The following is a 25,093-nucleotide window of genomic DNA, read 5'->3' on the forward strand; positions in this document are numbered from 1 at the left end:
TTGTTTTTAAAAATTTAAATTATATAATAGTTTTAGGTAATATGATCTTCCGTAACCTAGTAGTAGGCTACTGTTAGTAGTACTGTGTGTTCCTGTTGTATTTGCGCCATTAATAGCAACGCTAGTGACATCCAATAGGTTTCTACCACCAATTGTAGCTTGTAGTTTGTTATTAAAAAAAGATTTTTTTATTGAGGCATCCATCCAACTATAAGCATCAGTATTATATTTTTTAAAGGTGTTGTTTCCACTATCATCTGTACCTTCTGCAATGTAGTTTTGTTGTTTTCCGTTATATTTTAAAAGGACGGTTAAAGCAGTGTCCCATTTTTTAATTAAATAACTAGCACTTGTATTAAGTTGCAATGCGTATAAAAAGTCATTTTCTGCATTAACTTCATCATTCATTACTCTAGACACGCCTTGTAAAGTTGCACCTAAATTAAAAGTCCAATGCTCATGTTTAATAGTGTTTTCTGTGGTTATTCCAAATAGTTTATAGGCATCAATATTGATGTATTGGTATTGCAAAGGAGAAGGGTTGACTAGTGCTAACTCAATCTTGTCTTTAAGTGTTATGTAGCTTAATTTTAAATTGTTAGTTAAGGATATGTTTTTAAACCAACTTCGTTTTTTAATATTTAAAAAAGCTGAAAACCCTTCTTCTGGACTTAGATTTTCGTTACCTCTAACATCGTGGTTAGAATCTACAAAATAGTAGTACAACTCTTCAAAATTTGGAGTTCTGTAAGATGATCCAATGCTCGCTCTTAGTTCGTAACCTTTATTTAATAAATACCTAGTGCTAAACGATCCTAATATTTGAGATTTAAATTTAGAATTGTATTCATATCGCAATCCTGGACGAATGGATAATTTACTAGATAATTTAAATTCTGAAGAGGAGAATACTGCATAGTTATTCTGTTTTTGCGTTTGATCTTGTTGCGTGATTTCTCCTGAAGCTTGTGTGTCAAACCCTTTTATAAATCTAGCTTCATAACCTAATTGATAATTGTAAAAGTCTTTTTTGGATAGGTTGTTAATAGTTCCTTTGGAGAAAAGCACATTACTGGATTGGTAGGTTTGATCAGTTTGATTTGTCTTGTCCTTTGTGATAATAAAATAGTTAAACTGATTTAAGTCACGCTTTTGTGTTTGATAAGATAAGGACGCATTATAATTAGCGCCAGACGTTAGTGAGCCACTAATGTTTAAGTTATTTACAAAACGATTTGTAGTAAATATTTTATCTGTTGCAGATGGATTACTGGTTTGTGTTTGCACATTTATATTGGCTCTAACAGCAGCATCATAGAAATTTAAATCTTCATTAAAAAACTCGAATTTGTAAAACAATCTAAATTTATCTGAATTATAATTTAAGCTTGCTTTAGTGTTTAATTGGGTTTTTGGTAACCAGTCGTAACCTCTTAATCCATCATTGTTGTAGTAATTTTGTCCTTGTCTATTGTTGTAAAATCCTGCAAACTGATTTCGGTTAAACCCAATTTTTGAAGACCATTTTTCGTTAAAATTGTGGCCAATATTTATGCCTTGTATATGTCTGCCTTCATCAAATAAGGCATATTCATTACTAACAGTTTCTTCTTGTATAAAGCTTTGGATTTCCCAGTCATGGTTAACCGTTTTTTTAGTAATTATATTAATAACACCAGAGACTGCATTGGCACCATATTCCACTCCCATTGCACCTTCAACGATCTCTATGCGCTCGATATCGTCTAAATTTATTTGAGTTAAATCAATATTATTACCAATGCCATTATCACTTACTAAAGGTATATTATCAACAAGAATATTAAAGTATTGCGCATCTAATCCAAAAAATGATATGGTTGATCGTCCAGTTTGGGCACTTGGAATAATGTTTAGATTAAGATTAAAATTTAGTAGGTCTGCTAAATTATTAGCAGCTTGTTGGTCTATTTTTTTTCGGTCAATTAATATAACATTATGTACGGATTTTTTAATGGATTGTGGATTATATTGACCTGTAATGACTACTTCTTCAAGCTTTTGGACTAGTGTGGAGTCATTAGCTGTAATTGCTTTGTCTTGAGCAGCTGTAATTCCGATTAAAAAAAGTAAAATAAACCGTTAAATATTTTTTATTTAGAATCATTCTTGATTAAATTTGCTGCAAATATAAACGTTATTTTAATTCAGTCTAAATAAGAACAATATATTTTCAAATAAAAAAACAACCCATTAAATATGAAAACTTTAACAACTTTATCACTATTATTTTTGACCTTTACAGCCACAATTAATGCACAAAACAAAAAAAAGCAAGACCAAGATGCTATTAAAAATATGTGTGGTTGTTATGAAGTCACCTTTAATTTTGCAGAGACTTTTAACTATAGTCAAGATTCATTATACAAGTCATCAGAAACTAAAGTTGATAAAGGTTTAGAGTGGGCACAATTAGTAGAGGATAGCGACAATAAAATTGTGATTCAGCATTTATTACAAGTTGGTAGTCCTGAGTCTCCATATGTTGTAAAGCACTGGAGACAAGATTGGTTATTTGAAAACACAGATTTTTATATATACAATGGCGACAATAAATGGACCTTTGTGTCTAAGCCTAAAAAAGAAGTTAAAAATCAATGGTCACAAAAAGTATATCAGGTAGATGATAGTCCACGTTATGAAGGCTCTGCAACTTGGGTTCATGTAGATGGTAAAAGTTTTTGGGAAAACATTACAACAGCACCTTTGCCAAGAAGAGAGTACACTAAAAGAAATGATTATAATATTACTTTAAGAGGGAATAGACATCAAACAACAGATACAGGTTGGGTACACGACCAAGACAATGAAAAAGTGCTAAGAGAAGACGGAAAAGAGGACGTGATATTAGCTAAAGAAAAAGGTTATAATACGTACGTAAAAGTTGAGGATAGTAAATGTCAAGCTGCTCAAGATTGGTGGAAAACTAATCAGATAAAATGGTCTAAAGTCCGTACAAAATGGGAATCTGTTTTTGCAAGACATCAAGATCTAGCTTTACAAGCTAAGGTAGATAATAAAGTATTATATAAATATTTGTTTGATGACGAAAACTACTCTACATCAGAACAAATAAATCCAATAATCGAAAGTTTTATAATAAAGTAAAATAAAGTATAAATGAAAAAAGTAATTACAGTTTGCCTACTATTAATTAGTATCGCAGTTAATGCGCAAGACAATGTTTTTTTAGGTAGAGGTTTTTGGGGACCATCAGTAACCATCCAAGACGTTAAATCTAAAATAGCAGAGGGTAATAATCCAGCCGAATTAAACGACAATAATTTTGACCCAGTTGTCTATGCTATCCTGCAATCTGCACCAAACGATGTTATTAAATACATACAATCATTAGATGGTAACGATGTTAATAAATTAACGCACGATGGTCGTACCTATATCTTTTGGGCTGCTTATATAGGTAATGATGTTATAATGGAATACTTTATTAGCAAAGGTGCTAAAACAGATATTTTGGACGACCATGGTTATACGCCTTTAAATTTTGCTGCTAATGCAGGTCAAACAAACATCAAAGTATATGAGCTTTGTTTGGCAAATGGCGCAAACTTAAAAAAAGATTTAGACCATAATGGAGCTAATGCTTTACTATTAGCAGCTCCAACCAATATTACATTAACTAACTACTTTGTGTCTAAGGGCTTAAGTCTAAAAAGCGTAGATAATAATGGTAACGGAATTTTTAATTATGTTGCTAAAACAGGTGATGTAGAATTGCTAAAAGGCTTAATGGAAAAAGGATTAAAAGGTACAGATCAAGCCTTTATTTTTGCAAGTCAAGGGACTAGAGGTAAAACCAACGGATTACCTGTTTATAGTTATTTAGAAAGTATTGGTTTAAACCCAAATACTAATTCTCCAGATGATGTATCACCTTTACATAATGTAGCAGCAAGAAGTAAAGATTTAGAGGTTTTAAATTATTTTATTGAAAAAGGAAATAATGTAAACGCTACCGATAAAAGCGGAAATACACCTTTTTTAAATGCAGTTAGTCAAAATAATATCGAAGTAATATCGATGCTTTTAAAACAAGTTAAGGATATTGATTACGCTAATAAAAAAGGAGAAACAGCTTTAATGTTAGCCATCCAAAACAATACTGCAGACGTGGTTAAATTAGTACTGTCTAATGATGCAAAAACAGATCTTGTTGATACTTACGGAAATAATTTAGCTTATTATTTAATCCAATCTTTTAACCCAAGTAAAGAAAAAGATTTCACCACTAAATTACAGCTTTTAGAAAGTAAAGGGTTTGAGTTTACAACGCCTCAAAAAAATGGTAACACATTATTCCATTTAGCTTTAGACAAAAATAATGTCGAATTTTTAAAACAAATTAATCAATTTGGTATCGATGTAAATACAGCAAATAACCAAGGGTACACACCTTTACACTTAGCAGCAATGAAGGCTAGGGATACTATTATTTTAAAGTATTTAATAGCTATTGGAGCAAATAAAAAAGCGACAACAGGTTTTGACGAAACTGCATTTGATTTAGCATCAGAAAACGAAATTTTAAAGAATAAAAAAGTAGCGCTAGACTTTTTAAAATAAGATATAATGAAAAAAATAAAACTAATTTTTAGCATTGCTATACTTAGTATAGCCTTGCTTTCTTTTACAACAATAAATACAAGCACAAAGTACAAATGCATGGTACAAATGACCAATTATGTTGGTGAAGGTGCATACGTAGTCATCTCGTTAATTAATCCAGATGGACACTATGAAAAAACCTTATATGTCCAAGGAGATGATGAAGAGTGGTATAACGACATCACAGAATGGTGGAAGTTTCAAGGTAAAGTTAGAGCAGATATTGATGCCTTAACAGGAGCTACAATTTCTGGAGGAGAACGTGCCATAAGCGTTATTCAAATCGAAGATTCTAAAATAGATGCTGGTTACAGTATACGTTTTGAGTCAGCAGTAGAGGATCAAGAATATTACACAAAAGATGTCCAGTTTTTGCTAACCTCAGAGAGTGTAAAAAGTAAAACAGAAGGCTCAGGATTTATACGTTACGTACGTTTAATGCCAAATTAATCCCATATTTATGACCCTTTCTATTTGGAGATATAGTCACCTTACACTAGCTATAGCCTCATTTGTATTTGTTTTTCTGGCAACAATAACTGGTATTATACTTGCTTTTCAGCCAATATCAGAGCAGATGCAACCCTTTAAAACAGAAAGTGTTAATCAGTTGGATGTAGACCAAACGATAACAACGTTTAAGGATAAATATCCCGAAATTATTAATATAGAAGTAGATGCAAATCAGTTTGTGTCTGCTTCTGTAATTACCGCAGATGGTACTTCGTTAAATGGTTATTTTAATCCAAAATCCGCTGCTTTTTTAGGCGAAAAACCAGAGATTTCAGCCTTTTTTAAATTTACTACAAATTTACATCGTTCGTTATTTTTAAAAGGAATAGGACGCTTTTTTGTGGGTTTAGGTTCGTTTTTACTATTGTTAATAGCAGTTACAGGTTCTATTTTAATTATTAAACGTCAAAGCGGAATTAAGCGCTTTTTTGCAAAAGTGGTTAACGAGAATTTTTCGCAATATTGGCATGTGGTTTTAGGACGATTATCCTTAATTCCTATTATAATTATCACGTTAACTGGTGTGTATTTGTCACTGCTTAAATTTGATTTAATTTCAGAAAAAAAGCAAAAGCATACTATTGATTTTCAAACTACAGCTTTCGCTGAAAAGCAGCCTGATATAAATATTTTTAATACCACACGATTAACTGAAGTTGTTAATTTAGAGTTCCCGTTTTCCGAAGATGAAGAAGACTATTACACCTTAAAATTAAAAGATAAAGAAGTCTTGGTCCATCAATATTCTGGGCAAGTTTTAAGTCAGGTGGACTATCCAATGGTTACATTTTTATCTAACCTAAGTCTAACATGGCATACAGGTAAGGGTAGTACAGTTTGGTCAATAGTATTATTGATTGCTTGTCTTAATATTTTATTTTTTATCTATTCTGGATTTAAAATGACTATTGAAAGAAGAAAAAACAAAGCATTACCTAAAAATAAATTTACTAAGGATAAAGCTGAGGTTATTATTCTTGTAGGCTCAGAAACAGGACAATCTTATGCTTTAGCTACAGCGTTTTATAAGGGAGTAATAGCTAGTGGTAAAACGGTTTACATATCAGATTTAAACAGTTATTCTACGTATAAAAACGCCAAGCAGCTTGTTGTGTTTACTTCCACCTATGGCGAAGGAGAAGCTCCTATAAACGCTAAAAATTTTGTTTCACTTTTAAAAAGCGTACCACAAGAGCAGACTATAAAATATGCAGTTGTTGGTTTTGGGTCTTTAAAGTACAAAGCGTATTGTAAGTATGCCCAAATGGTGGATGCTAGTTTACAAATACATCCCAATTTTACACCTAACTTACAGCTACATAAAATCCATAATCAATCACAATCTGCTTTTAAAGATTGGTTGCAACAATGGAATACAGTGGTAGACTTTAAAGTTAATGTAATACTTGATACTCAAGTTTTAAAATTAAAAAATCAGCAAGTTTTTAATGTGGTAAATAAGTCGACATTAAATGTAGATAACACTTTTTTACTGCAGCTAGAGCCTAATAAAAAAAGCGGTTTTAAATCTGGTGATTTGTTAGCTGTGTATCCAAAACAAGATGGTGTAGAAAGGCTTTACTCTATAGGTAAAATAGATAATCAAATTGTTATAAGTGTCAAAAAACACGAGTTTGGTGTGTGTTCTACTTACTTTAATAGTTTAGAAAAAAAGGACTTGGTTAATGCTGTAATAAAACCTAATCCTACGTTTAACCTTCCAAATAAAACTAAACGTGCAGTCTTAATTGCAAACGGAACAGGAATTGGTCCTTTTTTAGGAATGATAAACACGAATCCACAAACTGAAAAACATTTATTTTGGGGTGGACGTACCAAGCAATCTTTAAGTTTATATCAAAAATATATAGATAGTGGATTACAAAATAATACGTTAAGCAGTTTTAATGTCGCTTTTTCTCAATCACAAAAGGAGAAAATTTATGTGCAAGATATTGTGGCTAAAAACCAAGCGATAATTACGCAAGTTTTAAAAGACGATGGCGTTATTATGATTTGTGGTTCTGTAGCAATGCAAAACCATGTTTTGGAGGTTTTAAACCATATATCCATAACTAAATTGCAACAACCTATTAGCTATTATTTAGATAATAAGGTGGTAAAAACCGATTGTTATTAATCTTGTAAAACTTAAATTATGTGCACTAATATAGAAGCTATTTCAAAAACCTCACAAGGCGCATTAAACTACTGTAAAGGATGCAAGCAGTTTCATTTTGAGTTTAATAATATTTATTTTGAGTTTACGCCAGAACAATTTGAGCAATTTAAAGCCTACATTTTATTTGTTGAAGCAGACTATTGGGAACATAAATATGCTTGTGCAAATGTTAAGCGTAAAATACCAATCCCAACCTTGCAAGACAATTTAGTGTTAATGTTTGATAGGCAAGAAATTAAAGAGCTTAAAGTACTGGTTAGTGATAAAAACAAAGCAGTTTTTGATAGATTACTTAATGTAGACGATATAGATTACACTTATATTGTTAACTAGAATAGCTTAAAATTTATTATTATCTTAAATTTGCAGCTTAATACTATTTTAGAGTTTTTTAAGTCATGAAAAAGGATATCCAAATACCAGTTGTTGAAAACGTATATGTTGCTATTGTTAACGAGTATAATGACATATACAAAACACAAGACTGGAACGCTTATATTATAAATGATAAAGCGGTTGATTTAGACATGGTATTGATTGTAACTAGTGGTTTTTCGGAGGATAAAATGACTTCTGTTTTTAGAAAAAAACTAGACAAGCTACCTAAAAAAAGCTACGCTAAAATCGAGTTGATGCAGGAGGATTTATTTGCTTTAAATAATCAATTTAAGGTTACCTTTTTTGAAGGTAATACTATGTTTGACAAAACGTATACTTTTAGAAAAAACACAATTAATTTAAAGGCTTTACAACCAATACCCTTAATGGAAGCACGTGGTGTTTTAGTTAAATAAAAATATAAAAGATTACATAATACGGTTTAAAACAAATTGTGATTAGTCTTTAACTTGGCTGATACTTGCGTTAGCGATTGTAGCGGAAATCCTTTTTATGAGGCACGATTAAAAAGATTGTAACGTAAAGCGCGACCCTTGGGTAACGCCCAAAATAAAAATGGTTTAAATTAAAAAGTCCCTTTGTTTAATGCAAAGGGACTTTTTTTAATCTAATTTATCGGTTAGTTTTTGAAACACTTTTTTGGCGTCCTTACCTTCGTATAATACAGCGTATACTGCATCTACAATGGGTAAGCGTGTTTTCTTTTTGTTTTTCTCGTTAAGTAAATGGGCACTTTTTGTGGCATAGTAACCTTCTGCTACCATACTCATTTCCATTTGTGCAGATTTTACAGTGTAGCCTTTACCAATCATGTTTCCAAACATGCGGTTTCTAGAAAACGTGGAGTAGCCTGTAACTAATAAATCGCCTAAGTAAGCCGAGTTGTTTATGTTACGTTTCATTTTATGCATTTTCTTGATAAAGCGTTTCATTTCGCGTATCGCGTTGCTCATTAATACACTTTGGAAGTTGTCTCCATAACCTAAACCGTGTGCTATACCTGCTGCAATTGCGTAAATGTTTTTAAGCATTACTGCGTATTCTGTACCAATAACATCGTCGCTGGTTTTAGTTTTTATATAATCGCTGGATAATACATCTGCAATTTGTTGTGCTTTTTTCTGGTCTGCACAAGATATGGTTAGGTAAGATAAACGCTCTAAAGCGACTTCTTCTGCGTGACAAGGTCCTGCAATGACACCTATGTTTTCAAAGGGTATGTTGTAGTTATCATGAAAATGCTCGCCTAATAGTTTTCCGGTTTCTGGTATAATACCTTTTACTGCAGAGACTACGGTTTTGTTGGTAATGTCTACGGTAAGTTTTTGTAACTCAGAATGTATAAAAGCGGATGGTACTACAAATATTAGTACATCTGCATAGGCAGCCATTTCGTTAATATCATTACTTAGTTTAAGTTGTTCCAAATGGAACTCGACAGAACTTAAGTAACTTGGGTTATGTTGTTCTTTTAATAAATGCTCTTTAGTATAAACGCTACGCATGTACCATCCTACTTCTTCCAGGTTTTCGCACAGCATTTTTACAATTGCAGTAGCCCAACTTCCGGATCCAAAAACAGCGTATTTTAATTGTTGACTCATATAAGGGATTAAATTCTATATCAAAAATACATAAAATTTTACTTCTTTAATTTTATCTATTTAACAAACCATTATCATTTTTGGCACGCCTTTTGAAAATAGTCTATTATCAATCCTTAAAACGACACATTATGAAGACAATAAAACTACTTTCAGGTTTTGCTTTAATAGCAATATTATTTACCTCTTGTTATAGCGAGGTTATTGTAGACGACTATAATGGTTATAATGAGCCAGTACCAGTTAGTATTAACCAAGTGCTTAACTCGCATGAGTTATGGTACGTTGCAGTGGATGAAACTATAGGTTATAGCGAGTCTCCTTTTTTACAGATAGCATTCACCATTTCTTTTAGAAACGGTACGCTGTACGCTAATAATAATTTAGTTGGTATTGGTAGTCAAGGTAACGGTTTTGGTATTCCAATTGGAAATTATAATGCTTACAACATGATATTAGACGTAGACCATGATATTGATGGTTACGATAGCTTTGATGTGTATCAAATAGATAATAATACTATTGAGTTGTACAACCCGTTTACAGACACCTCATACTTTTTACATGGTTACCAACGTAGCACTTTTGATTATGATTATGTGTTTTACGACAACCTACAATACTTTTTACAAGAATATGAAGCTTGGGAAAAAACATACACAAGTAACTATGGTGCTTTAAATGAGTTTGATAACGAAAATTATTTACAATTTTTATCAGGCGGAAACGATAACACGTTTAGAAGCAGTCAGGATCCTAACGGAATTAATCCAAACAATTTATATTGGGATTACTCAGGATTTTATAACGTAGGAAACTTTAGCGGAAACATGTACTTAAAGTCATTAGTATTAGATTATGATTATTTTGATAATGAACAGTTTGAGTTAAGTATTATCAATGATCAACGTATAGAGTTATTCCATCCAAGTTCTGGAACCGTTTACGAGTTTACTGGTAGAGGATATATCCAATATTTAAAGGTTGGTACAGAACTTAATAGAGCTAAAACTTCTGGTCTTAAAAAACGTGTACAACACACTAAAAAACAAGATAATCCTAGAGAAAACTCTAGAGCTTAATATATTGAATTAGTCATTTAGTTAGTTTAAAAACCGCTTAGAGCAAGTCTTTAAGCGGTTTTTTATTGTATACTTTAACAAAGACTTGGCATAAGAGTTGTTAACATAAGTTGCAGTTAGACAACTAATTTTTTAACTTTATAAATATTAAATAACACTAAACAACAATCATAATTATGGGATTATTTTCATTTATTAAAAATGCAGGAGCTAAAGTTTTTGGAATAGGAAAAACTGATAAAGAAGAAGCTGCAGCAGCCGAAGCAGCAGAGGTTAAAATGGAAACATTAGCTGCTAGAAAATTAGAAGAAACAGCAAGCGATTTAGATTTACAAGTAGAGAGTTTAAGTATCTTTATAGATGATGATGCAGCAACCATTACTGGAGTAGCAGCAGATCAAGCAACCAAAGAAAAAGTAGTATTATTAGTTGGTAATAGTGATGGTATTGCAACTGTAGACGACCAGATGACAGTAGCTGTAGCAGAAGTTGAGGTGCCAGAAGCACAGTTTCATGCTGTAGTAAGTGGAGATACTTTAGGTAAAATAGCGAAGCATTATTATGGTAACGCTATGAAATATCCAGAAATTTTTGAAGCCAATAAACCTATGCTTACAGATCCAGATAAAATTTATGTTGGACAAGTATTACGTATACCTGCTTTAGACTAAACGCATTATATATTATATAAAAAACGCCAACTTAATAGTTGGCGTTTTTTTTTGTTTTTTACTTAACGTCATTTATAATATTAATAACATGTTTAGTAAAATAAGCTAGCATAATTAGTAATCCAACTATATTTAACCAAACAACTTTGTTGTTTGATTTTAAGTTTTGTTTGATGTTAACTGAGATAGTGTAAATCACATAAATTAAGCCTATTGTAAAAATGTATTTCATGGTTGTGTCAAGTTTTATCTTATTTTTTTTCTGTTTTAAAATATATAAAAAATGGAAATGTTATAAATACGACTACTAGAATAGGTATATAATTAAATTTGTAGTCACCTCTTAACATATGATTATTAACTAACCAAAAAAATCCATAACCAAAAAGAGTAGCAATAAATGATATGATATATTAAAGTGTTAACTTTTTTAATGTTTTCATGTTTTTTGAGTTTAGAGTATTTGATTTTTAGAATTTTTTTCAAAATCAATATTAATAATATTACTGTTAATAGCGAAAACGATATAAGTTCCACTATAGAAAAATAAAACCGCCATTCTTCATTTGTGTTTATAGTATTTTTAAAACTATATACTTGAATAAATGAATTGATAGATTTGTTAATCCCAATTATTAGACCAACAATTATTAATATTTTAATATAGATATTATTTGAATTCATATACCATTCTTTTTTAAAAATGATTAATTAGGTTTTTATATAATTCTATAATTGGTTCTATTGGGTCAGTCCAATTATCAAATTCTAGATGATAGTTAGTTTCAATGCTCCAAACATTGTCATATTGACAAGTTATATTTGGATCAAATTTTTCTTTATTAGCAATTTTACTCAGTATGTTTAATGCGTTGTTTTTACTTAAGAAGTACTTTAGATTTAAATGTTCTGTCGTAACATTCAGTCTGCTTTTTTTGTAAAAACAGATTTTTTAAATGAGATGTGGTATTTACAGTAAAAGGTATTGGATGAAGTGTATCATTTAGTTGACAGCGTATAGTTGCAATATAATTGGTTCCTGTCTGATTTATTATGGTAAAAAGATTGCCTTTATAGGTAAAGGTTATTTTGTAAATAACTTTAGGACTGCGGACTCCCATACCAATTGATATGTTTTCATCTGTAAAATAAAATTGTCCATTTTCTTTTTCGGCTAAATTCTTGAAAAATTCTTTGTACATACAGTGTTGATTGTTACTACATCCAATTTAGTAAAAATATTAGAAACTAATCTGAAGGTTTAATCCTACCTATAAAAATTCATTTCATCTAAATAAGACCAAACATGTTCTGGCAGTAACGGTTTTATGTTTTTACCAGCTTTGATGCTGTTTCGTATTAAAGTAGACGATATCTCCATTATTGGAGCCTCAACATGGTGTATTTTTGGGTGGTTATCAAATTGGGTTTCTACTTTACCATCACTTATTCTAGGATAGACATAAATGTTGTGGTGGTCTAAAATAACCTGATAGTTTTTCCATTTATGGAAGCTTTTTAAATTGTCTTCTCCCATAATTAGCGAGAATTCTTTTTCAGGATATTTCTCTGTTAAATAGGCTAATGTATTGACTGTATAATTGGGTTGTGGTAAGTTAAACTCGATATCACTTTCTTTAAGCGTATCGTAGTCTTTAGTCGCTAGATACACCATTTCTAAACGATGATGGTTATCTAACAACGAGTTTTTTTCTTAAATGGATTATGTGGTGTTACCACAAACCAGATTTGGTCTAAGTCGCTATTTTCCACCAATTGGTTAGCAATTATTAAATGTCCAATATGTATTGGATTAAAAGATCCAAAGTATAAGCCTATTTTCATTGCGTTGTCAATCCTGGTATAATCTGGTTGTAATTATTTATTTATAAAATCGCTAACTAAATGCTCTGCTTCGTTTAGGGCTTTTTCAAGATTATCATTTTCTATAATAACATCAAATAAAGGTGCTGTAGCTAGTTCTGCACTGGCTTTACTGATGCGCATGTTAATTTTGTCGTCACTTTCTGTCTTACGTTTTTTTAAACGTATTTTAAGCTCGTCAATACTTGGTGGCTTTACAAAAATAGCAATGGTTTCTTCTGGAAATTTACGTTTTATACGTAAGCCACCAGACACATCAATATCAAAAATCACATTTTTGCCTAAAGCCCAAATACGCTCGACTTCGGTTTTTAAAGTTCCATAAAAGTTATCTCTATATACCTCTTCCCACTCTAAAAAATCGTCATCTTTTATGTGCTGTTTAAAATCTTTAGCAGATAAAAAATAGTAATCCTTGGCATGCTCTTCAGTACCACGTTTTTCTCTAGAGGTTGCAGATATTGAAAAGGCTAAATTTAAATGGTCTTGCTTTAGTAAATGTCTAACAATGGTTGTTTTTCCGGATCCCGAAGGAGCTGAAAATACGATTAGTTTACCTTGTTTTTTAGTGTTTTTAGTCAATGTGCTAATAATTTTTAATGTTGGACACTACTATTACAACTCGTGTAATGGTGGTTAGTGTGGTTGTTTTTTGTGTTTTTTATCTGTTAAAGAACATTAAGTAATTGTTCTTTAATTTTTTCTAATTCGTCCTTCATTTGCACAACTAATTGCTGCATAGGTGCGTAATTACTTTTTGATCCAATGGTATTGATTTCTCTACCAATTTCTTGAGCGATAAAACCTAGTTTTTTTCCGTTAGAGTCTACACTGTTTATACTTTCTATAAAGTAATTTAGGTGGTTGTCTAGACGTACTTTCTCTTCAGTAATGTCAAATTTTTCAATGTAATACACCAGTTCTTGTTCAAAACGGTTTTCGTCATATTTTTCTTTAAGCTCTTCAACCCCTTTACGTAGGCGTTCTTTAACCCCTTCAACACGATCAGGATCCATTGCAATAACTTGTTGTAATAAATCTGCAATGTTTTTAATACGGTCGTTAAAGTCTTGCTCTAACACTTTTCCTTCATTAAGTCTGTAGTCTTTTAAGCTATCCAAAGCGACATTAATTTCGGCTTCAATTTGTTTCCACTCAGTGTTATCAATTTCTTCTCTAACAGTATTTAAAGCATCAGGAAAACGCACAGCCATTTTAAGTAACTCAATCTCATTACCATCATTATAAACTGCTTTTAATTGCTCTATATATTGCTTAACAACAGGAGCATTAATTTGTGTTGAGGTATCATCTGCAGTGGTTTCGACGTATATAGAAAAATCTACCTTACCACGTTCTAATTGCTTAGCCATTAGTTTACGTAAGTCTAGCTCTTTCTCTCTGTAAATTGAAGGCATACGTGCATTCAAATCTAGGTTTTTGCTATTAAGCGATTTTAACTCGATAGTTATTTTTTTTGTTGGTAATTGTAATACAGATTTACCATAACCTGTCATTGAATATATCATATAAACACTAATTAATTGCTACAAAGGTAAGTAAAATGTTAACGCCTAAGAAATCCAAATTTTATTATGCATGCAGAATATAATATTGTAATTTTGAAATAACAAAAGTTAATTATTATGTACAAAAAAGATTTTGAAATTAGATGGAGTGATATTGATGCTAATAGACATTTAGCAAACTCAGCTTACATTAATTTTATGTCGCATACCAGAACCGCTTTTTTACAAGATCATGGATTTTCTTTAATGGCTTTAAGTAAAGCTGGTATTGGTCCTGTGGTGTTCCATGAGCATGTTCATTATTTTAAAGAAGCGTTTTTAGGACAGCCAATTACGGTTAGTTTAGAGGTGTCAGGATTAAGTGAAGATGGTATGTTTTTTAAATTTGACCATAATTTTTACAATAGTAAAGGACAAAATTTAGCGTTTTGCGAAATCTCGGGAGCTTGGATAGATTTACATACCAGAAAGCTTACTGGTTTATCTGAAGACTTATTAGACATGGCTAATAAATTTCCTAGAACTGCAGATTTTGCCATATTGACTAAAGAAGACATGCGTAAGCATGGACGCTTACCTAAGGATTTAGTACTTTAGGTTTTTTAGTTACCAAATACACGCCAAAGAATATTAACGATGACGCTGTTAGTTTAACTATTGTAACTGCGTCACTACCTGCTATTACTGCATAAATACCAGCAATTAATGGTTGTAAGTATATAAACACAGTGACAGTAGAGGCTCTTAGGTGTCTTAATGCCAGTGGGTTAAGAAGGTAAGTGCCAAAGGTTGCACCTATTATTACAAACACTACAGAAAACCATATGTATGGTGTAAAGGTCGTTATATTTATGGCTAGAATATCATTAAATCCAAAAGGTAAAACCATAAAAAAGCCTATTAAAAATAACCATCTTATAAATGTAAATGGATGATAGCGATAGGTTAGTTTTTTAATTATTATAATGTATATACTATAAGAAATAGCATTTAGTAATATCATGATATTTCCTAAAAAGACATTATCACCTGGACTCGCGGATTTACCATAGATTGTAAGTATTGTTGCACCTGCAAATCCAAAAAGAACACCTAATATTTTGATTTTTGTAATTTTTTCTTCTAAATAAAATGAAGATAGTAATAATACGATAATAGGACTTATTATCATTATTACAGAAGCATGTATTGGTGTGGTTAATGCTAATCCTTTAAAAAATAAAAGCATATTTGTTGCCACTCCAAAAAAGGCTGCATAGATTAGAGTTAAAAAATCTTTTCGTTCTATTTTTTCTTTTGGTCCTAAGCTACTAAATAACCAGAATAATATTGCTGCGCCACCAACACGTAGCACAATAAAACCAAATGGTTTTATAAAACCACCAACCATAACGTCTTTAGCAAAGGTGTAGTTTAGTCCGTAAAGTACTTGGACCATAAAGGCTGCTAATAATGCCCAATACCTAGTTTTCATTAAGTACTAATTTGGTCGATGCTGTGGTTTTTTTAGAATTACCAATAAAAATAGACTGATCAATAAGTACAACTGGTCGACTTAAAAAGGTGTAGTGTTCTAGTAGGTAGTGTTTGTAATCTTTTTCGGTTAGGTTTTGATCTTTAAGTCCCATTTCCTTGTATAGTTTAGCACGTTTGCTAAATAAGGCTTCGTAACTACCTGATAATGCTGCTAAATCTTCAACTTGTTTTACGGTTAAAGGGTTTGCTTTTATGTCTTGTAATTCAAAATCTGATGGTAGATTAAGCTCTTTTAAAATACGTAAACAAGTACTGCAAGTTTTAAGATAGTATACTTTTTTCATGGTACATTTTATTTTTTGCTAAGGTCGTTTTTTTTGTTAAAAACTACTTCATTTTTTTATTAAAACTAGTCCTTGCAAGGCGAAGCTTCCGCGAAAGCGTTATGTATAATTGGAAAATTACATGAGCGTGCTATAAAGCACATGGTATTGGCTTTATGATGTAATTGGTTGGCTTTAGTAATCATGCTTGCGTCTGCAACTGTGACTTTTGGGTGTAGCGTAACGCTGGTAAATTGACCACTTCCATCTTTGTTTTCTTGCATTATGCCTTCTGCATGGTCTGTGTAGTCTGTAACTATTATATTGTTGGTTGCACACAGGTGTAAGTACCATAGCATGTGGCATGATGAGATAGATGATAGTAGTAACTCTTCTGGATTATAACGTGTGTCATCGCCTAAAAAGGTAGGGTCTGCGCTTGCTAGTATAGTGTGCGATTTATTAGGGTTTGCTATGGTGTGATTGCGATTATAGCTTTTGTAATTAGTTGTTCCTTTGCCTTGATTACCTGTCCATGTAACGGTTGTGTTATAGTTGTGTGTTTTCATGTTTTAAGTTTATACACTAAAGTTAAAAATTGAAGTCTAATTAGTTTTATTTTTTTTAATTTACTTTCTTGTGCAAAAATTAAAAACTATGGACTTTACATTTGATGTTACGCTAAAAAACAGAGCAATTTTTAAACAATTTTTAGAGACTTTTACGCTAGAGCAATTAAATAAAGTCCCAAATGGTTATAGTAATAATATTTTTTGGAACATTGCGCATACTGTTGTAACGCAACAGTTGCTAGTGTATAAGTTTTCTGGGTTACCTATGGTTGTTAGTGATGCACTTGTTGAGGCATACAAAAAAGGAACAAAAACAGAACGAGCGGTTAGTCAAGCTGAAGTTGATGAAATAAAGGATTTACTATTTAGTACTATTGAAAAAACTGAGGAAGATTATAAAAACGGAGTCTTTAAATCTTATCAAGAGTATACTGTGTCTACAAAAAGTACATTAAAAAGTGCAGCAGATGCTATCGTATTTAATAGCTTTCATGAAGGGATCCACTTGGGTTATATCCTAGCGCTTAAAAAAATATTTAGTAGTTAATATATTGATCTATGACTGTAAAAGGTATGGTAAACTCTAGTAACTGTGTGTTGACATGACCTAAGTCAAAATTGTCGTAAATTATAATTACTCCGTTGTCATTAAAGCCAATGGTTTCTGGTAGTTTAAAGTCGCTAGTGTCGTTGTTTATGCTTGTATAAGTCGTCATTAACTCCTTGTCATAATACTTTTTGACAATAGCTTTAAAAGCGTCAATATCGTTAATAAGCTCTTTTGTTGTTAATGATTTTCCATTGGTTAAATCAAAATTAAAAAACTTAAACTTTAAGTTGCTACTTGCAGCTCCTGTGTTGATACTTCCATTCATGGATATACAAACTAACGCTTCGTTTTGGTAAGATACTTCTCCATCAATTAAAGCTTCCCATCTTGGAAATTTACTGTCAAAATCGGATAAAAATGATTTATTAAAATTAGTGTAAGCCTCGTTAAATGCTGCAATGCTTTCTTCAATAGTTTCTTTTTTACTTTTAGCACTATCTATATTTAATATCTGACAAGCAAAATTGTTAAGTGTAGCATTTATGTTTTTTGCAGTCTTGGTTTTACCATTTGCTTTAGGCAAAACGATTTCTACAAAGGTTTCTTTTTCTTTGGATATTTGGGTTTCAGAAAAAGTAATAGTCTTGTCTTTTTGACAAGAGGTTGTCATTATTAAGCAGTAAACTACAGTAATAAGTAACGATTTAGAGTTGGATAAAGTGTTAAACATAGACTAAAGATATTGTTCTAGTTTGAATACAGCGAATTAAAAACTATTTTTATTGTTAACAAAAGTTTTCTTCATGAAATTTAATACAAAAACAATACATGGTGGTCAAAAACCTGATCCAGCTTATGGTGCAGTAATGCCACCAATATATCAAACATCAACATATGCACAATCAACACCTGGAGGTCATAAGGGGTTTGAGTATTCTAGAAGTCATAACCCAACAAGGCAGGCTTTAGAAAATGCATTTGCTAGTTTGGAAAATGGCAATTTTGGATTAGCATTTGGATCTGGATTGGCAGCTATTGATGCAGTTATGAAATTATTAAAACCTGGAGACGAAGTTATATCTACTAACGATTTGTATGGTGGCACCTACCGTTTGTTTACCAAAATTTTTGAAGGCTTTGGTATTAAATTTCATTTTATTGGTATGGACAATGCTGCTAATATAGAAAAGTACATTAACGCAAACACTAAATTAATTTGGGTAGAAACACCAACTAATCCAATGTTAAATATTATTGATATTGCTGCAGCTTCAAAAATTTCCAAAAAGCATAACGTACTATTGGCAGTCGATAATACGTTTGCTACACCTTATTTGCAGCAACCTTTGGATCTTGGAGCAGATATTGTTATGCATTCTGCAACTAAATATCTTGGTGGACATAGTGATTTGGTCATGGGAGCTTTAATAGTAAAAGATCAAGACTTGGCTAAAAAACTATATTTTATACAAAATGCTAGTGGAGCAATCTGTGGTCCTCAAGATGCTTTTTTAGCTTTACGCGGAATTAAAACATTACACGTTAGGATGCAGCGTCATTGTGAAAATGGTAAGGCTGTAGCCGAATTTTTAAAGTCGCATCCTAAAGTTGAAACAGTCTATTGGCCAGGATTTGATACGCATCCAAATCATACCATTGCTAAACAACAAATGAGAGATTTTGGAGGCATGGTTAGCTTTGTTACTAAAGGAAATAACTATGATCAAGCGATTAAATTTGTTGAAAACCTTAAAGTATTTACACTAGCCGAATCCCTAGGTGGTGTCGAGTCACTGTGTGGACATCCAGCAAGTATGACGCATGCTAGTATACCAAAAGTAGAACGCGAAAAAATAGGTGTTGTTGATAGTATGATAAGGCTAAGTGTTGGAATAGAAGATGCTGAAGATTTAATTAATGATTTACAACAAGCCTTAGGTTGATATCTAGGCTGTAAACATAAAAACGGTCAAGTTTTTAACTTGACCGTTTTTATATATTGTAATTTGATTAATTAATTAATTAATTAATTAATCAAGGTAATAAATGTATCCAACATTTAACCAGACTAACCAGTCATTGTATTTGTTATATTCTAACTGGTGGTTTAAACCATCAATCCAATCGTTAAAATAATATTGACCTCTCAGGTCTAACATTAAGTCAGAAATTGTATTTAATTTATATCGTACACCAATACTAGATACAACAGACCAAGTGCTGCCACCACTAATGTCAATAGGGTTTTCTAAAGGAGGTCTAGACCAAGGGTTATAAAAATTATTTAAGTTATTAATATTTCCAGGGTCACCTTCGCCAAGGTATGACGTACTAACTTTAGGATTAAAAGATACATAATGCGCACCTAAACTAACAAATGGAGCAAATCGGTAACCAAACGCTTGAAAAGATCTAATGCTTAGCGGAAAATACTCTATTTGCATTCCAATATCAAAGTTATTGGCTTCACCAGAGTGTGCTCTTAATCTATCAGCATCAGCACTAGTTTGTTCTGGTTGCACAAATAAACCAAGATGATCTAATTTAGTCTTGTTGTAAGAAATTTCAGTACGTAATTTAAAGTGATCGTTAAAGTAATTGTCTGTAGTGTAGCAATTACAATCTGCTTGATAAGCAAAATTAATATAATGCACCAATCCAATACCAAAACCTGTGTTACCAGAGTTAGTCGAAAAATCATTACGTTCTCCAAAATCAGATTTAAAAGCAACAGGTCCAGTAATTATCCCAATTTCATGAGAGAAGCCTAACTGAGAAAATGCGTTACTAGTACTTAACAATATAAGTATGACTAGTATCAATTGTTTAAGGTTAAACATAATAAGGCTATGGTTTAGAGGCTATTTATTAAGCAAATATATAAAATCACGACGAACATACAAATTTTACAGATAACACGTAGCCTTTTATTTTAAATTTTAATATTTATTAATTCTACTATAACGTTTGCGAAAATTAAAAAAAAATAGGTGTACAAATAAAGATAATGTATCTTTGTATCACATTTTTATGGATTGTATAACACTATCGTAATTATTTACATAATGAAAGATAAAATTGAAGCATTTTTAGATTTAGTAAAACAAAAAAATGGCAATGAGCCAGAGTTTTTACAAGCAGTACACGAAGTTGCAGAAACTGTAATTCCGTTTATAGAAGAAAATCCAAAATATCAAGGTAAGATGTTGTTAGAGCGTATGGTAGAGCCAGAACGCACAATAATTTTTAGAGTACCTTGGATTGATGATAAAGGAAATACACAAGTTAACAGAGCTTTTAGAGTTGAGTTTAACTCGGCAATTGGGCCATACAAAGGTGGATTGCGTTTTCATCCATCAGTAAACCTAAGTATTTTAAAATTTTTAGGATTTGAACAATTATTCAAAAACTCTCTTACAACTTTGCCAATGGGTGGAGGAAAAGGAGGAAGTGATTTTGACCCTAAAGGAAAAAGCGATAACGAGGTCATGCGTTTTTGTCAATCTTTTATGACAGAATTATTTAGACATATTGGAGCAAACACAGACGTGCCAGCAGGAGATATAGGAGTTGGTGGACGTGAGATAGGATATATGTTTGGACAATACAAACGTTTAAAAAACGAATTTACAGGAGTATTAACTGGTAAAGGATTATCTTATGGTGGATCTTTAATCAGACCAGAAGCTACTGGTTATGGTACAGTATACTTTGCAAAAAACATGTTAGCAACTAAAAACGATTCATTTGATGGTAAGACAGTTGTTATCTCTGGATCAGGAAATGTTGCACAATATGCTTGTGAAAAAGCAACCGAGTTAGGAGGTAAGGTAGTAACTATGTCTGATTCTTCTGGGTATATTTATGATAAAGATGGTATCGATGCAGATAAATTAGCATATATCATGGAAATCAAAAATGTTAATAGAGGTAGAATTAGTGAATATGTAGATAAGTATAGCTCAGCAACCTTCCATGAAGGAGAAAGACCTTGGAGTGTTAAATGTGATATTGCTATGCCATGTGCTACGCAAAATGAGTTAGACAAATCTGAAGCTGAAACTTTGGTAAATAATAATGTTATTGCTGTTGCAGAAGGTGCAAACATGCCAACAACACCAGAAGCAATTGAAGTGCTTCAAAAAGCTAAAGTATTGTTTTCTCCAGGTAAAGCATCTAATGCAGGTGGAGTTGCTACTTCAGGTTTAGAAATGAGTCAAAACTCTTTACGTTATAATTGGACTAGAGAAGAAGTAGATGCTAAACTAAATCAAATCATGGATGATATACATGCATCTTGTGTAAAATATGGAACTCAAAAAGATGGAACCGTAGATTATGTTAAAGGAGCAAATGTTGCTGGATTTGTTAAAGTTGCAGACGCTATGTTAGCACAAGGAGTCGTTTAAGATTTTATTGTAATTTTTATAAAAACCCCTTAGTTGCTTAATGTAACTAAGGGGTTTTCTGTTGTATAAAACAGACACACAATACAATAAATTATAGTATTTTTGAGTTTTATTAATTTACTTTTATAAATGTCTAAAATCAAAATAGTTTTCAATCTGTTTGTTATAGTGCTTAGTTGTCTTTTTGTGGTTAAGACTAATGCGCAAGATTTTTCTGACTCTTGGAAGGGTCATTTCTCATATTTAGACATTAAGGATGTGTCTCAAGGAAGCACTAAAATTATTGCTGCTGCAGAAAATGCTGTATTTATTTATGACAAAAACACTAATGTAATAGATAAACTTTCTACAATTAATGGGTTATCTGGAGAGACTATTTCTGCTATACAATATATAGAGGACAGTAGTTTGATACTACTAGGTTTTGAAAATGGTTTAATTCAAATTTATAAAGAAAGTGATAATACTATTCTATCTGTTGTAGATATTCTTGAAAAGCCAACAATTCCACCTAGTGATAAAAAAATTAATCATTTTAATGTTTTTGATGGCAAAGCATATGTTGCTACAGATTACGGAATTTCTGTTTACGACATAAATAATTTAGAGTTTGGTGACACTTATTATATAGGATCAAATGGTACGCAAATAGTTGTTTCGCAAACCACTATTTTTGAAGATAAAATTTTTGCAGCAACCTCTATAGGTATTAAAAGTGGTGCATTGTCAAATCCAAATTTAATAGATTATCAAGAATGGAACCATTTAGTAGGGTTTTATTGGTTAGGTATACAGGCAGTTGGTGATAAATTGTTTGCGACAAGAACAAATAGAAGTGTTTATGAATATACAACTAGTGGTGTTCAGCTTAAAGCAACTTATTCAAATAATATTGTAGATATTAGAGCTTTTGACAATCAATTAATTGTTACTACAGAGAAAGAAGCTAATGTATATAATCCAGAGGGATTTGTAAATTTAGCGCAAGTCGGAAACATACCAGAATATATTACTAAGTACACATGTGCTGTAATTGATGAGACTAATCAGATTTACGTAGGTACTGAAGGAACACTTTCAACAGCTAAACCTGGTTATGGTTTGTTAAAAACAAATGTTACAGATACCTCTATTCAAGAGGAAATACATCCTGACAGTCCATTATTAAATAAGTTTTTTAAAATAAAAACTTTAGCAGGTCATATTTATGGAACACATGGAGGTTATGATTTTTCGTATAATCCTTATGCAATTACTACTAGAAAATCTGGGATTAGTCATTATTTTGATGATGCTTGGCAAAATATTACCTACGATTCTATTCAGCCAATTACTGCTTTTCCATGGTCTTTTTCTCATATATCTATTAATCCCTTTAATCCTAACTTAGCATATATTAGTTCTTCTGTATATGGCGTCTTAGCTTTGGAGAATAATGAGCCAACGGAATTTTTTAACGGAGAAAACAGTACTATACAACCCTTTTTTACAGACAATCACTTTGTTTTTGCCTCAACTTTTGATGAAAACGGAACTTATTGGGTGTTAAATGCAAGATATGATGCCCCTTTAAATAAGTACAAGGATGGTGAGTGGACTTCATATAGCTTTTTGGATTTAATGAATCCAGCTACGAGTAATAATGGTTTTTCTTCTATCGTATTTGACTCTAATAATAATATTTTTATGGGTACACACCAATATGGCCTTGTAGGGTTTAATGAAAATGGAGGAAATTATATTTTTGAACATGTTGTAGATACAGAACAGAATATGCCATCACCTAGAGTAAAAGCAATAGCAATTGATCGAAATGGTCAACTTTGGTGTGGTACAGATTCAGGGTTAAGAATTGTGTATAATACAGAGCAATTTATGTCAGGATCTCCAGAAGTTGATAATATTGTGGTGTTAGATGATGGTATTGCTAGAGAGTTATTATTTCAACAATACATAACAGATATCGAGGTAGATGGATCTAATAATAAATGGATTGCTACTTTGGATACAGGTTTGTATTATTTTTCGTCAGACGGTCAAGAAACCATCTTTCATTTTACAAAAGATAATTCACCTTTACCTACAAACGATGTTTTAGATGTAGATATTGATAGTGTAAACGGTATTATATATATAGCTACAGACAAAGGTATGGTGTCCTTTCAGTCAGATGCCTCTAAACCTAAAAGCACCTTAGAAGATGCTTACGTATACCCAAATCCAGTACGACCTAATTTTAATATCCTAACCGAGAAGGTTAAAATTAGAGACATATCAGAAAACGTAAATATTAAAATTGTTGATATTGAAGGCAATTTGGTAGCAGAAGCAGAGTCTAGAACAAACTCTAGATTTAAAGGTTATAACCTTGAAATAGATGGTGGTACAGCACTATGGAATGGTAAAAATTTAGGAGGTAATATTGTGGCATCTGGTGTTTATCTAATCATGCTAAACGATTTAGATACCTTTGAAACTAAAGTGTTAAAAGTGATGGTGGTTAGATAATGTTAACAACAACAAACGCTATTGTTCTCTCAAAACTTAGATTTAAAGATAACGACTTAATTGTTAAGTGTTATACTCAAAATCAAGGTGCGGTTAGTTACTTGCTTAAAGGGGTTTTATCCTCCAAAAAAGGAAATAAAAAAGTAGCTTACTTTCAATCGTTATCTCAACTCCAATTAAACACAGACTACAAGTCTAATAGGTCGCTGCAATATATAAAAGATGTAAAAACAGATTTTTTGTATACTTCACTTCATACAAATATATTAAAAAGTGCAATTGTAATGTTTTTGGCAGAAATCTTAGCTCAGGCATTACAAGAAGAAGAACAAAATGATGCACTTTATAGATATATACAAATCACATTACAGTGGTTAGATGCTAATGATAGTTATTCAAATTTTCATCTATTATTTCTTTTGGATTTAACTAAGTATCTTGGTTTTTATCCAGATCAAACAGAGATTGATACAGGTTCATATTTTAATTTAATGGATGGCGAGTTTCAGCATGAAAACAATTCTAAATATGCCATTACTGGCGAAAATTTAACACTATTAAAACAGTTGTTAGGCATGACATTTGATGATATAAAAACCATTAAAATTAGTGCAAAACAGAGGCAATCATTTTTAACTATAATTTTAGTCTATTTTGAACTACATTTAGGCAACTTTAAAAAACCAAAATCTTTACAAATCCTCAATGATGTTTTTAATTAAAAAT

25 protein-coding genes and 2 pseudogenes are annotated in these 25,093 nt (G+C 31.6%); 14 read left to right on the plus strand and 13 right to left on the minus strand.

Features of this window, described 5'->3' with window-relative positions:
- Positions 1 to 6 precede the first annotated feature (6 nt).
- Both AC0L3M_RS13075 and AC0L3M_RS13080 read right to left on the minus strand, forming a co-directional pair.
- Positions 7 to 1,710, minus strand: a complete 1,704-nt coding sequence (locus AC0L3M_RS13075; protein WP_473431046.1) for a TonB-dependent receptor plug domain-containing protein — start codon at positions 1,708 to 1,710, stop codon at positions 7 to 9.
- 21 nt (positions 1,711 to 1,731) lie between these two features.
- Positions 1,732 to 2,115: pseudogene (locus AC0L3M_RS13080) on the minus strand (TonB-dependent receptor plug domain-containing protein); the annotation flags it as partial.
- A 123-nt stretch (positions 2,116 to 2,238) separates the two neighbouring features.
- Between AC0L3M_RS13080 and AC0L3M_RS13085 the strand changes: the two are divergent.
- From AC0L3M_RS13085 to AC0L3M_RS13110, 6 genes are all read left to right on the plus strand, one after another.
- Positions 2,239 to 3,147: a DUF6607 family protein gene (locus tag AC0L3M_RS13085; protein ID WP_473431047.1), complete on the plus strand. Its 909-nt coding sequence runs from the start codon at positions 2,239 to 2,241 to the stop codon at positions 3,145 to 3,147.
- A 12-nt stretch (positions 3,148 to 3,159) separates the two neighbouring features.
- Positions 3,160 to 4,623 (plus strand): ankyrin repeat domain-containing protein, encoded by a 1,464-nt coding sequence (locus tag AC0L3M_RS13090; protein WP_473431048.1) that lies wholly within the window; start codon positions 3,160 to 3,162, stop codon positions 4,621 to 4,623.
- Positions 4,624 to 4,629: 6 nt separating this feature from the next.
- Entirely contained in the window at positions 4,630 to 5,115 is a 486-nt protein-coding gene (locus tag AC0L3M_RS13095; protein ID WP_473431049.1) for a DUF2271 domain-containing protein, read from the plus strand.
- A 10-nt stretch (positions 5,116 to 5,125) separates the two neighbouring features.
- Positions 5,126 to 7,318: a PepSY domain-containing protein gene (locus tag AC0L3M_RS13100; RefSeq protein WP_473431050.1), complete on the plus strand. Its 2,193-nt coding sequence runs from the start codon at positions 5,126 to 5,128 to the stop codon at positions 7,316 to 7,318.
- Positions 7,319 to 7,336: 18 nt separating this feature from the next.
- Positions 7,337 to 7,693, plus strand: coding sequence for a DUF6686 family protein (locus AC0L3M_RS13105; protein WP_473431051.1), 357 nt, complete (start codon positions 7,337 to 7,339; stop codon positions 7,691 to 7,693).
- A gap of 65 nt (positions 7,694 to 7,758) precedes the next feature.
- Positions 7,759 to 8,154, plus strand: a complete 396-nt coding sequence (locus tag AC0L3M_RS13110; protein WP_473431052.1) for a hypothetical protein — start codon at positions 7,759 to 7,761, stop codon at positions 8,152 to 8,154.
- Between the two features lie 207 nt (positions 8,155 to 8,361).
- Here the strand turns inward: AC0L3M_RS13110 and AC0L3M_RS13115 are convergent, their stop codons facing one another.
- Positions 8,362 to 9,363, minus strand: a complete 1,002-nt coding sequence (locus AC0L3M_RS13115; protein WP_473431053.1) for an NAD(P)H-dependent glycerol-3-phosphate dehydrogenase — start codon at positions 9,361 to 9,363, stop codon at positions 8,362 to 8,364.
- Between the two features lie 131 nt (positions 9,364 to 9,494).
- On the opposite strand from AC0L3M_RS13115, the gene AC0L3M_RS13120 reads away from it, so the two are divergent.
- Together AC0L3M_RS13120 and lysM are read left to right on the plus strand one after the other, a co-directional pair.
- Positions 9,495 to 10,445: a nicotinic acid mononucleotide adenyltransferase gene (locus AC0L3M_RS13120; protein ID WP_473431054.1), complete on the plus strand. Its 951-nt coding sequence runs from the start codon at positions 9,495 to 9,497 to the stop codon at positions 10,443 to 10,445.
- 176 nt (positions 10,446 to 10,621) lie between these two features.
- Positions 10,622 to 11,116: a peptidoglycan-binding protein LysM gene (gene lysM, locus AC0L3M_RS13125; RefSeq protein ID WP_473431055.1), complete on the plus strand. Its 495-nt coding sequence runs from the start codon at positions 10,622 to 10,624 to the stop codon at positions 11,114 to 11,116.
- 58 nt (positions 11,117 to 11,174) lie between these two features.
- Here lysM and AC0L3M_RS13130 read toward each other — a convergent pair whose 3' ends face one another.
- The 5 genes and pseudogenes from AC0L3M_RS13130 to AC0L3M_RS13150 all read right to left on the minus strand — a co-directional run bounded on the left by AC0L3M_RS13130 (position 11,175) and on the right by AC0L3M_RS13150 (position 14,529).
- A complete protein-coding gene (locus tag AC0L3M_RS13130; RefSeq protein ID WP_473431056.1) occupies positions 11,175 to 11,348 on the minus strand; it encodes a hypothetical protein in 174 nt (57 codons plus the stop codon).
- A gap of 646 nt (positions 11,349 to 11,994) precedes the next feature.
- Complete coding sequence (locus AC0L3M_RS13135; RefSeq protein ID WP_473431057.1) at positions 11,995 to 12,318, minus strand: hypothetical protein; 324 nt, start codon at positions 12,316 to 12,318, stop codon at positions 11,995 to 11,997.
- Between the two features lie 65 nt (positions 12,319 to 12,383).
- Positions 12,384 to 12,961: pseudogene (gene nadD / locus AC0L3M_RS13140) on the minus strand (nicotinate (nicotinamide) nucleotide adenylyltransferase).
- Positions 12,962 to 12,994: 33 nt separating this feature from the next.
- On the minus strand, positions 12,995 to 13,582 hold the full coding sequence (gmk, locus tag AC0L3M_RS13145) for a guanylate kinase (protein ID WP_341587209.1): 588 nt from the start codon (positions 13,580 to 13,582) through the stop codon (positions 12,995 to 12,997).
- Between the two features lie 86 nt (positions 13,583 to 13,668).
- Complete coding sequence (locus tag AC0L3M_RS13150) at positions 13,669 to 14,529, minus strand: YicC/YloC family endoribonuclease (protein WP_145005505.1); 861 nt, start codon at positions 14,527 to 14,529, stop codon at positions 13,669 to 13,671.
- A gap of 117 nt (positions 14,530 to 14,646) precedes the next feature.
- On the opposite strand from AC0L3M_RS13150, the gene AC0L3M_RS13155 reads away from it, so the two are divergent.
- Positions 14,647 to 15,126, plus strand: a complete 480-nt coding sequence (locus tag AC0L3M_RS13155) for an acyl-CoA thioesterase (RefSeq protein WP_473431058.1) — start codon at positions 14,647 to 14,649, stop codon at positions 15,124 to 15,126.
- Here the strand turns inward: AC0L3M_RS13155 and AC0L3M_RS13160 are convergent.
- The 3 genes from AC0L3M_RS13160 to AC0L3M_RS13170 form a co-directional block, all read right to left on the minus strand.
- Positions 15,107 to 16,003 carry a DMT family transporter gene (locus tag AC0L3M_RS13160; protein ID WP_473431059.1) on the minus strand — a complete coding sequence of 299 codons (897 nt, stop codon included), beginning with the start codon at positions 16,001 to 16,003 and terminating at the stop codon, positions 15,107 to 15,109. The two genes, AC0L3M_RS13155 and AC0L3M_RS13160, sit on opposite strands and share 20 nt — an antisense overlap.
- On the minus strand, positions 15,993 to 16,349 hold the full coding sequence (locus AC0L3M_RS13165; RefSeq protein WP_473431060.1) for an arsenate reductase family protein: 357 nt from the start codon (positions 16,347 to 16,349) through the stop codon (positions 15,993 to 15,995). The genes AC0L3M_RS13160 and AC0L3M_RS13165 overlap by 11 nt, the downstream gene beginning before the upstream one ends.
- A 65-nt stretch (positions 16,350 to 16,414) precedes the next feature.
- On the minus strand, positions 16,415 to 16,897 hold the full coding sequence (locus tag AC0L3M_RS13170; protein WP_473431061.1) for an OsmC family protein: 483 nt from the start codon (positions 16,895 to 16,897) through the stop codon (positions 16,415 to 16,417).
- An 88-nt stretch (positions 16,898 to 16,985) separates the two neighbouring features.
- Between AC0L3M_RS13170 and AC0L3M_RS13175 the strand changes: the two genes are divergently transcribed.
- Complete coding sequence (locus AC0L3M_RS13175) at positions 16,986 to 17,447, plus strand: DinB family protein (protein WP_473431062.1); 462 nt, start codon at positions 16,986 to 16,988, stop codon at positions 17,445 to 17,447.
- On the opposite strand, the gene AC0L3M_RS13180 is transcribed toward AC0L3M_RS13175, so the two are convergent.
- A complete protein-coding gene (locus AC0L3M_RS13180; protein ID WP_473431063.1) occupies positions 17,437 to 18,180 on the minus strand; it encodes a PdaC/SigV domain-containing protein in 744 nt (247 codons plus the stop codon). The two genes, AC0L3M_RS13175 and AC0L3M_RS13180, sit on opposite strands and share 11 nt — an antisense overlap.
- 73 nt (positions 18,181 to 18,253) lie before the next feature.
- On the opposite strand from AC0L3M_RS13180, the gene AC0L3M_RS13185 reads away from it, so the two are divergent.
- Positions 18,254 to 19,393 (plus strand): cystathionine gamma-synthase, encoded by a 1,140-nt coding sequence (locus tag AC0L3M_RS13185; protein WP_473431064.1) that lies wholly within the window; start codon positions 18,254 to 18,256, stop codon positions 19,391 to 19,393.
- Between the two features lie 87 nt (positions 19,394 to 19,480).
- On the opposite strand, the gene AC0L3M_RS13190 is transcribed toward AC0L3M_RS13185, so the two are convergent.
- Positions 19,481 to 20,290: a THC0290_0291 family protein gene (locus tag AC0L3M_RS13190; RefSeq protein WP_292943148.1), complete on the minus strand. Its 810-nt coding sequence runs from the start codon at positions 20,288 to 20,290 to the stop codon at positions 19,481 to 19,483.
- A gap of 225 nt (positions 20,291 to 20,515) precedes the next feature.
- Here AC0L3M_RS13190 and gdhA point away from each other — a divergent pair, with 225 nt between their 5' ends.
- The 3 genes from gdhA (at position 20,516) to recO (ending at position 25,089) form a co-directional block, all read left to right on the plus strand.
- Positions 20,516 to 21,859, plus strand: coding sequence for an NADP-specific glutamate dehydrogenase (gene gdhA / locus AC0L3M_RS13195; RefSeq protein ID WP_473431065.1), 1,344 nt, complete (start codon positions 20,516 to 20,518; stop codon positions 21,857 to 21,859).
- Between the two features lie 129 nt (positions 21,860 to 21,988).
- Positions 21,989 to 24,367, plus strand: a complete 2,379-nt coding sequence (porZ, locus tag AC0L3M_RS13200; protein WP_473431066.1) for a type IX secretion system anionic LPS delivery protein PorZ — start codon at positions 21,989 to 21,991, stop codon at positions 24,365 to 24,367.
- Complete coding sequence (gene recO, locus AC0L3M_RS13205; protein ID WP_473431067.1) at positions 24,367 to 25,089, plus strand: DNA repair protein RecO; 723 nt, start codon at positions 24,367 to 24,369, stop codon at positions 25,087 to 25,089. Before porZ ends, recO begins: the two co-directional genes overlap by 1 nt.
- Positions 25,090 to 25,093: the final 4 nt, after the last annotated feature.

This window comes from Olleya sp. KJ81-1 (genome assembly GCF_055808135.1).

Bases quoted from the DNA above. Each gene is read 5' to 3' on its own strand.
- AC0L3M_RS13095 (WP_473431049.1), top strand. From the start codon at position 4,630: ATGAAAAAAATAAAACTAATTTTTAGCATTGCTATACTTAGTATAGCC.
- AC0L3M_RS13110 (WP_473431052.1), top strand. From the start codon at position 7,759: ATGAAAAAGGATATCCAAATACCAGTTGTTGAAAACGTATATGTTGCT.
- porZ (WP_473431066.1), top strand. From the start codon at position 21,989: ATGTCTAAAATCAAAATAGTTTTCAATCTGTTTGTTATAGTGCTTAGT.
- lysM (WP_473431055.1), top strand. From the start codon at position 10,622: ATGGGATTATTTTCATTTATTAAAAATGCAGGAGCTAAAGTTTTTGGA.
- AC0L3M_RS13085 (WP_473431047.1), top strand. From the start codon at position 2,239: ATGAAAACTTTAACAACTTTATCACTATTATTTTTGACCTTTACAGCC.
- AC0L3M_RS13155 (WP_473431058.1), top strand. From the start codon at position 14,647: ATGTACAAAAAAGATTTTGAAATTAGATGGAGTGATATTGATGCTAAT.
- AC0L3M_RS13130 (WP_473431056.1), bottom strand. From the start codon at position 11,348: ATGAAATACATTTTTACAATAGGCTTAATTTATGTGATTTACACTATC.
- AC0L3M_RS13185 (WP_473431064.1), top strand. From the start codon at position 18,254: ATGAAATTTAATACAAAAACAATACATGGTGGTCAAAAACCTGATCCA.
- AC0L3M_RS13180 (WP_473431063.1), bottom strand. From the start codon at position 18,180: ATGTTTAACACTTTATCCAACTCTAAATCGTTACTTATTACTGTAGTT.
- recO (WP_473431067.1), top strand. From the start codon at position 24,367: ATGTTAACAACAACAAACGCTATTGTTCTCTCAAAACTTAGATTTAAA.
- AC0L3M_RS13160 (WP_473431059.1), bottom strand. From the start codon at position 16,003: ATGAAAACTAGGTATTGGGCATTATTAGCAGCCTTTATGGTCCAAGTA.
- AC0L3M_RS13090 (WP_473431048.1), top strand. From the start codon at position 3,160: ATGAAAAAAGTAATTACAGTTTGCCTACTATTAATTAGTATCGCAGTT.
- AC0L3M_RS13105 (WP_473431051.1), top strand. From the start codon at position 7,337: ATGTGCACTAATATAGAAGCTATTTCAAAAACCTCACAAGGCGCATTA.
- AC0L3M_RS13115 (WP_473431053.1), bottom strand. From the start codon at position 9,363: ATGAGTCAACAATTAAAATACGCTGTTTTTGGATCCGGAAGTTGGGCT.
- AC0L3M_RS13165 (WP_473431060.1), bottom strand. From the start codon at position 16,349: ATGAAAAAAGTATACTATCTTAAAACTTGCAGTACTTGTTTACGTATT.
- AC0L3M_RS13100 (WP_473431050.1), top strand. From the start codon at position 5,126: ATGACCCTTTCTATTTGGAGATATAGTCACCTTACACTAGCTATAGCC.
- AC0L3M_RS13075 (WP_473431046.1), bottom strand. From the start codon at position 1,710: ATGGGAGTGGAATATGGTGCCAATGCAGTCTCTGGTGTTATTAATATA.
- AC0L3M_RS13175 (WP_473431062.1), top strand. From the start codon at position 16,986: ATGGACTTTACATTTGATGTTACGCTAAAAAACAGAGCAATTTTTAAA.
- AC0L3M_RS13120 (WP_473431054.1), top strand. From the start codon at position 9,495: ATGAAGACAATAAAACTACTTTCAGGTTTTGCTTTAATAGCAATATTA.
- AC0L3M_RS13170 (WP_473431061.1), bottom strand. From the start codon at position 16,897: ATGAAAACACACAACTATAACACAACCGTTACATGGACAGGTAATCAA.
- AC0L3M_RS13135 (WP_473431057.1), bottom strand. From the start codon at position 12,318: ATGTACAAAGAATTTTTCAAGAATTTAGCCGAAAAAGAAAATGGACAA.
- AC0L3M_RS13150 (WP_145005505.1), bottom strand. From the start codon at position 14,529: ATGATATATTCAATGACAGGTTATGGTAAATCTGTATTACAATTACCA.
- gdhA (WP_473431065.1), top strand. From the start codon at position 20,516: ATGAAAGATAAAATTGAAGCATTTTTAGATTTAGTAAAACAAAAAAAT.
- AC0L3M_RS13190 (WP_292943148.1), bottom strand. From the start codon at position 20,290: ATGTTTAACCTTAAACAATTGATACTAGTCATACTTATATTGTTAAGT.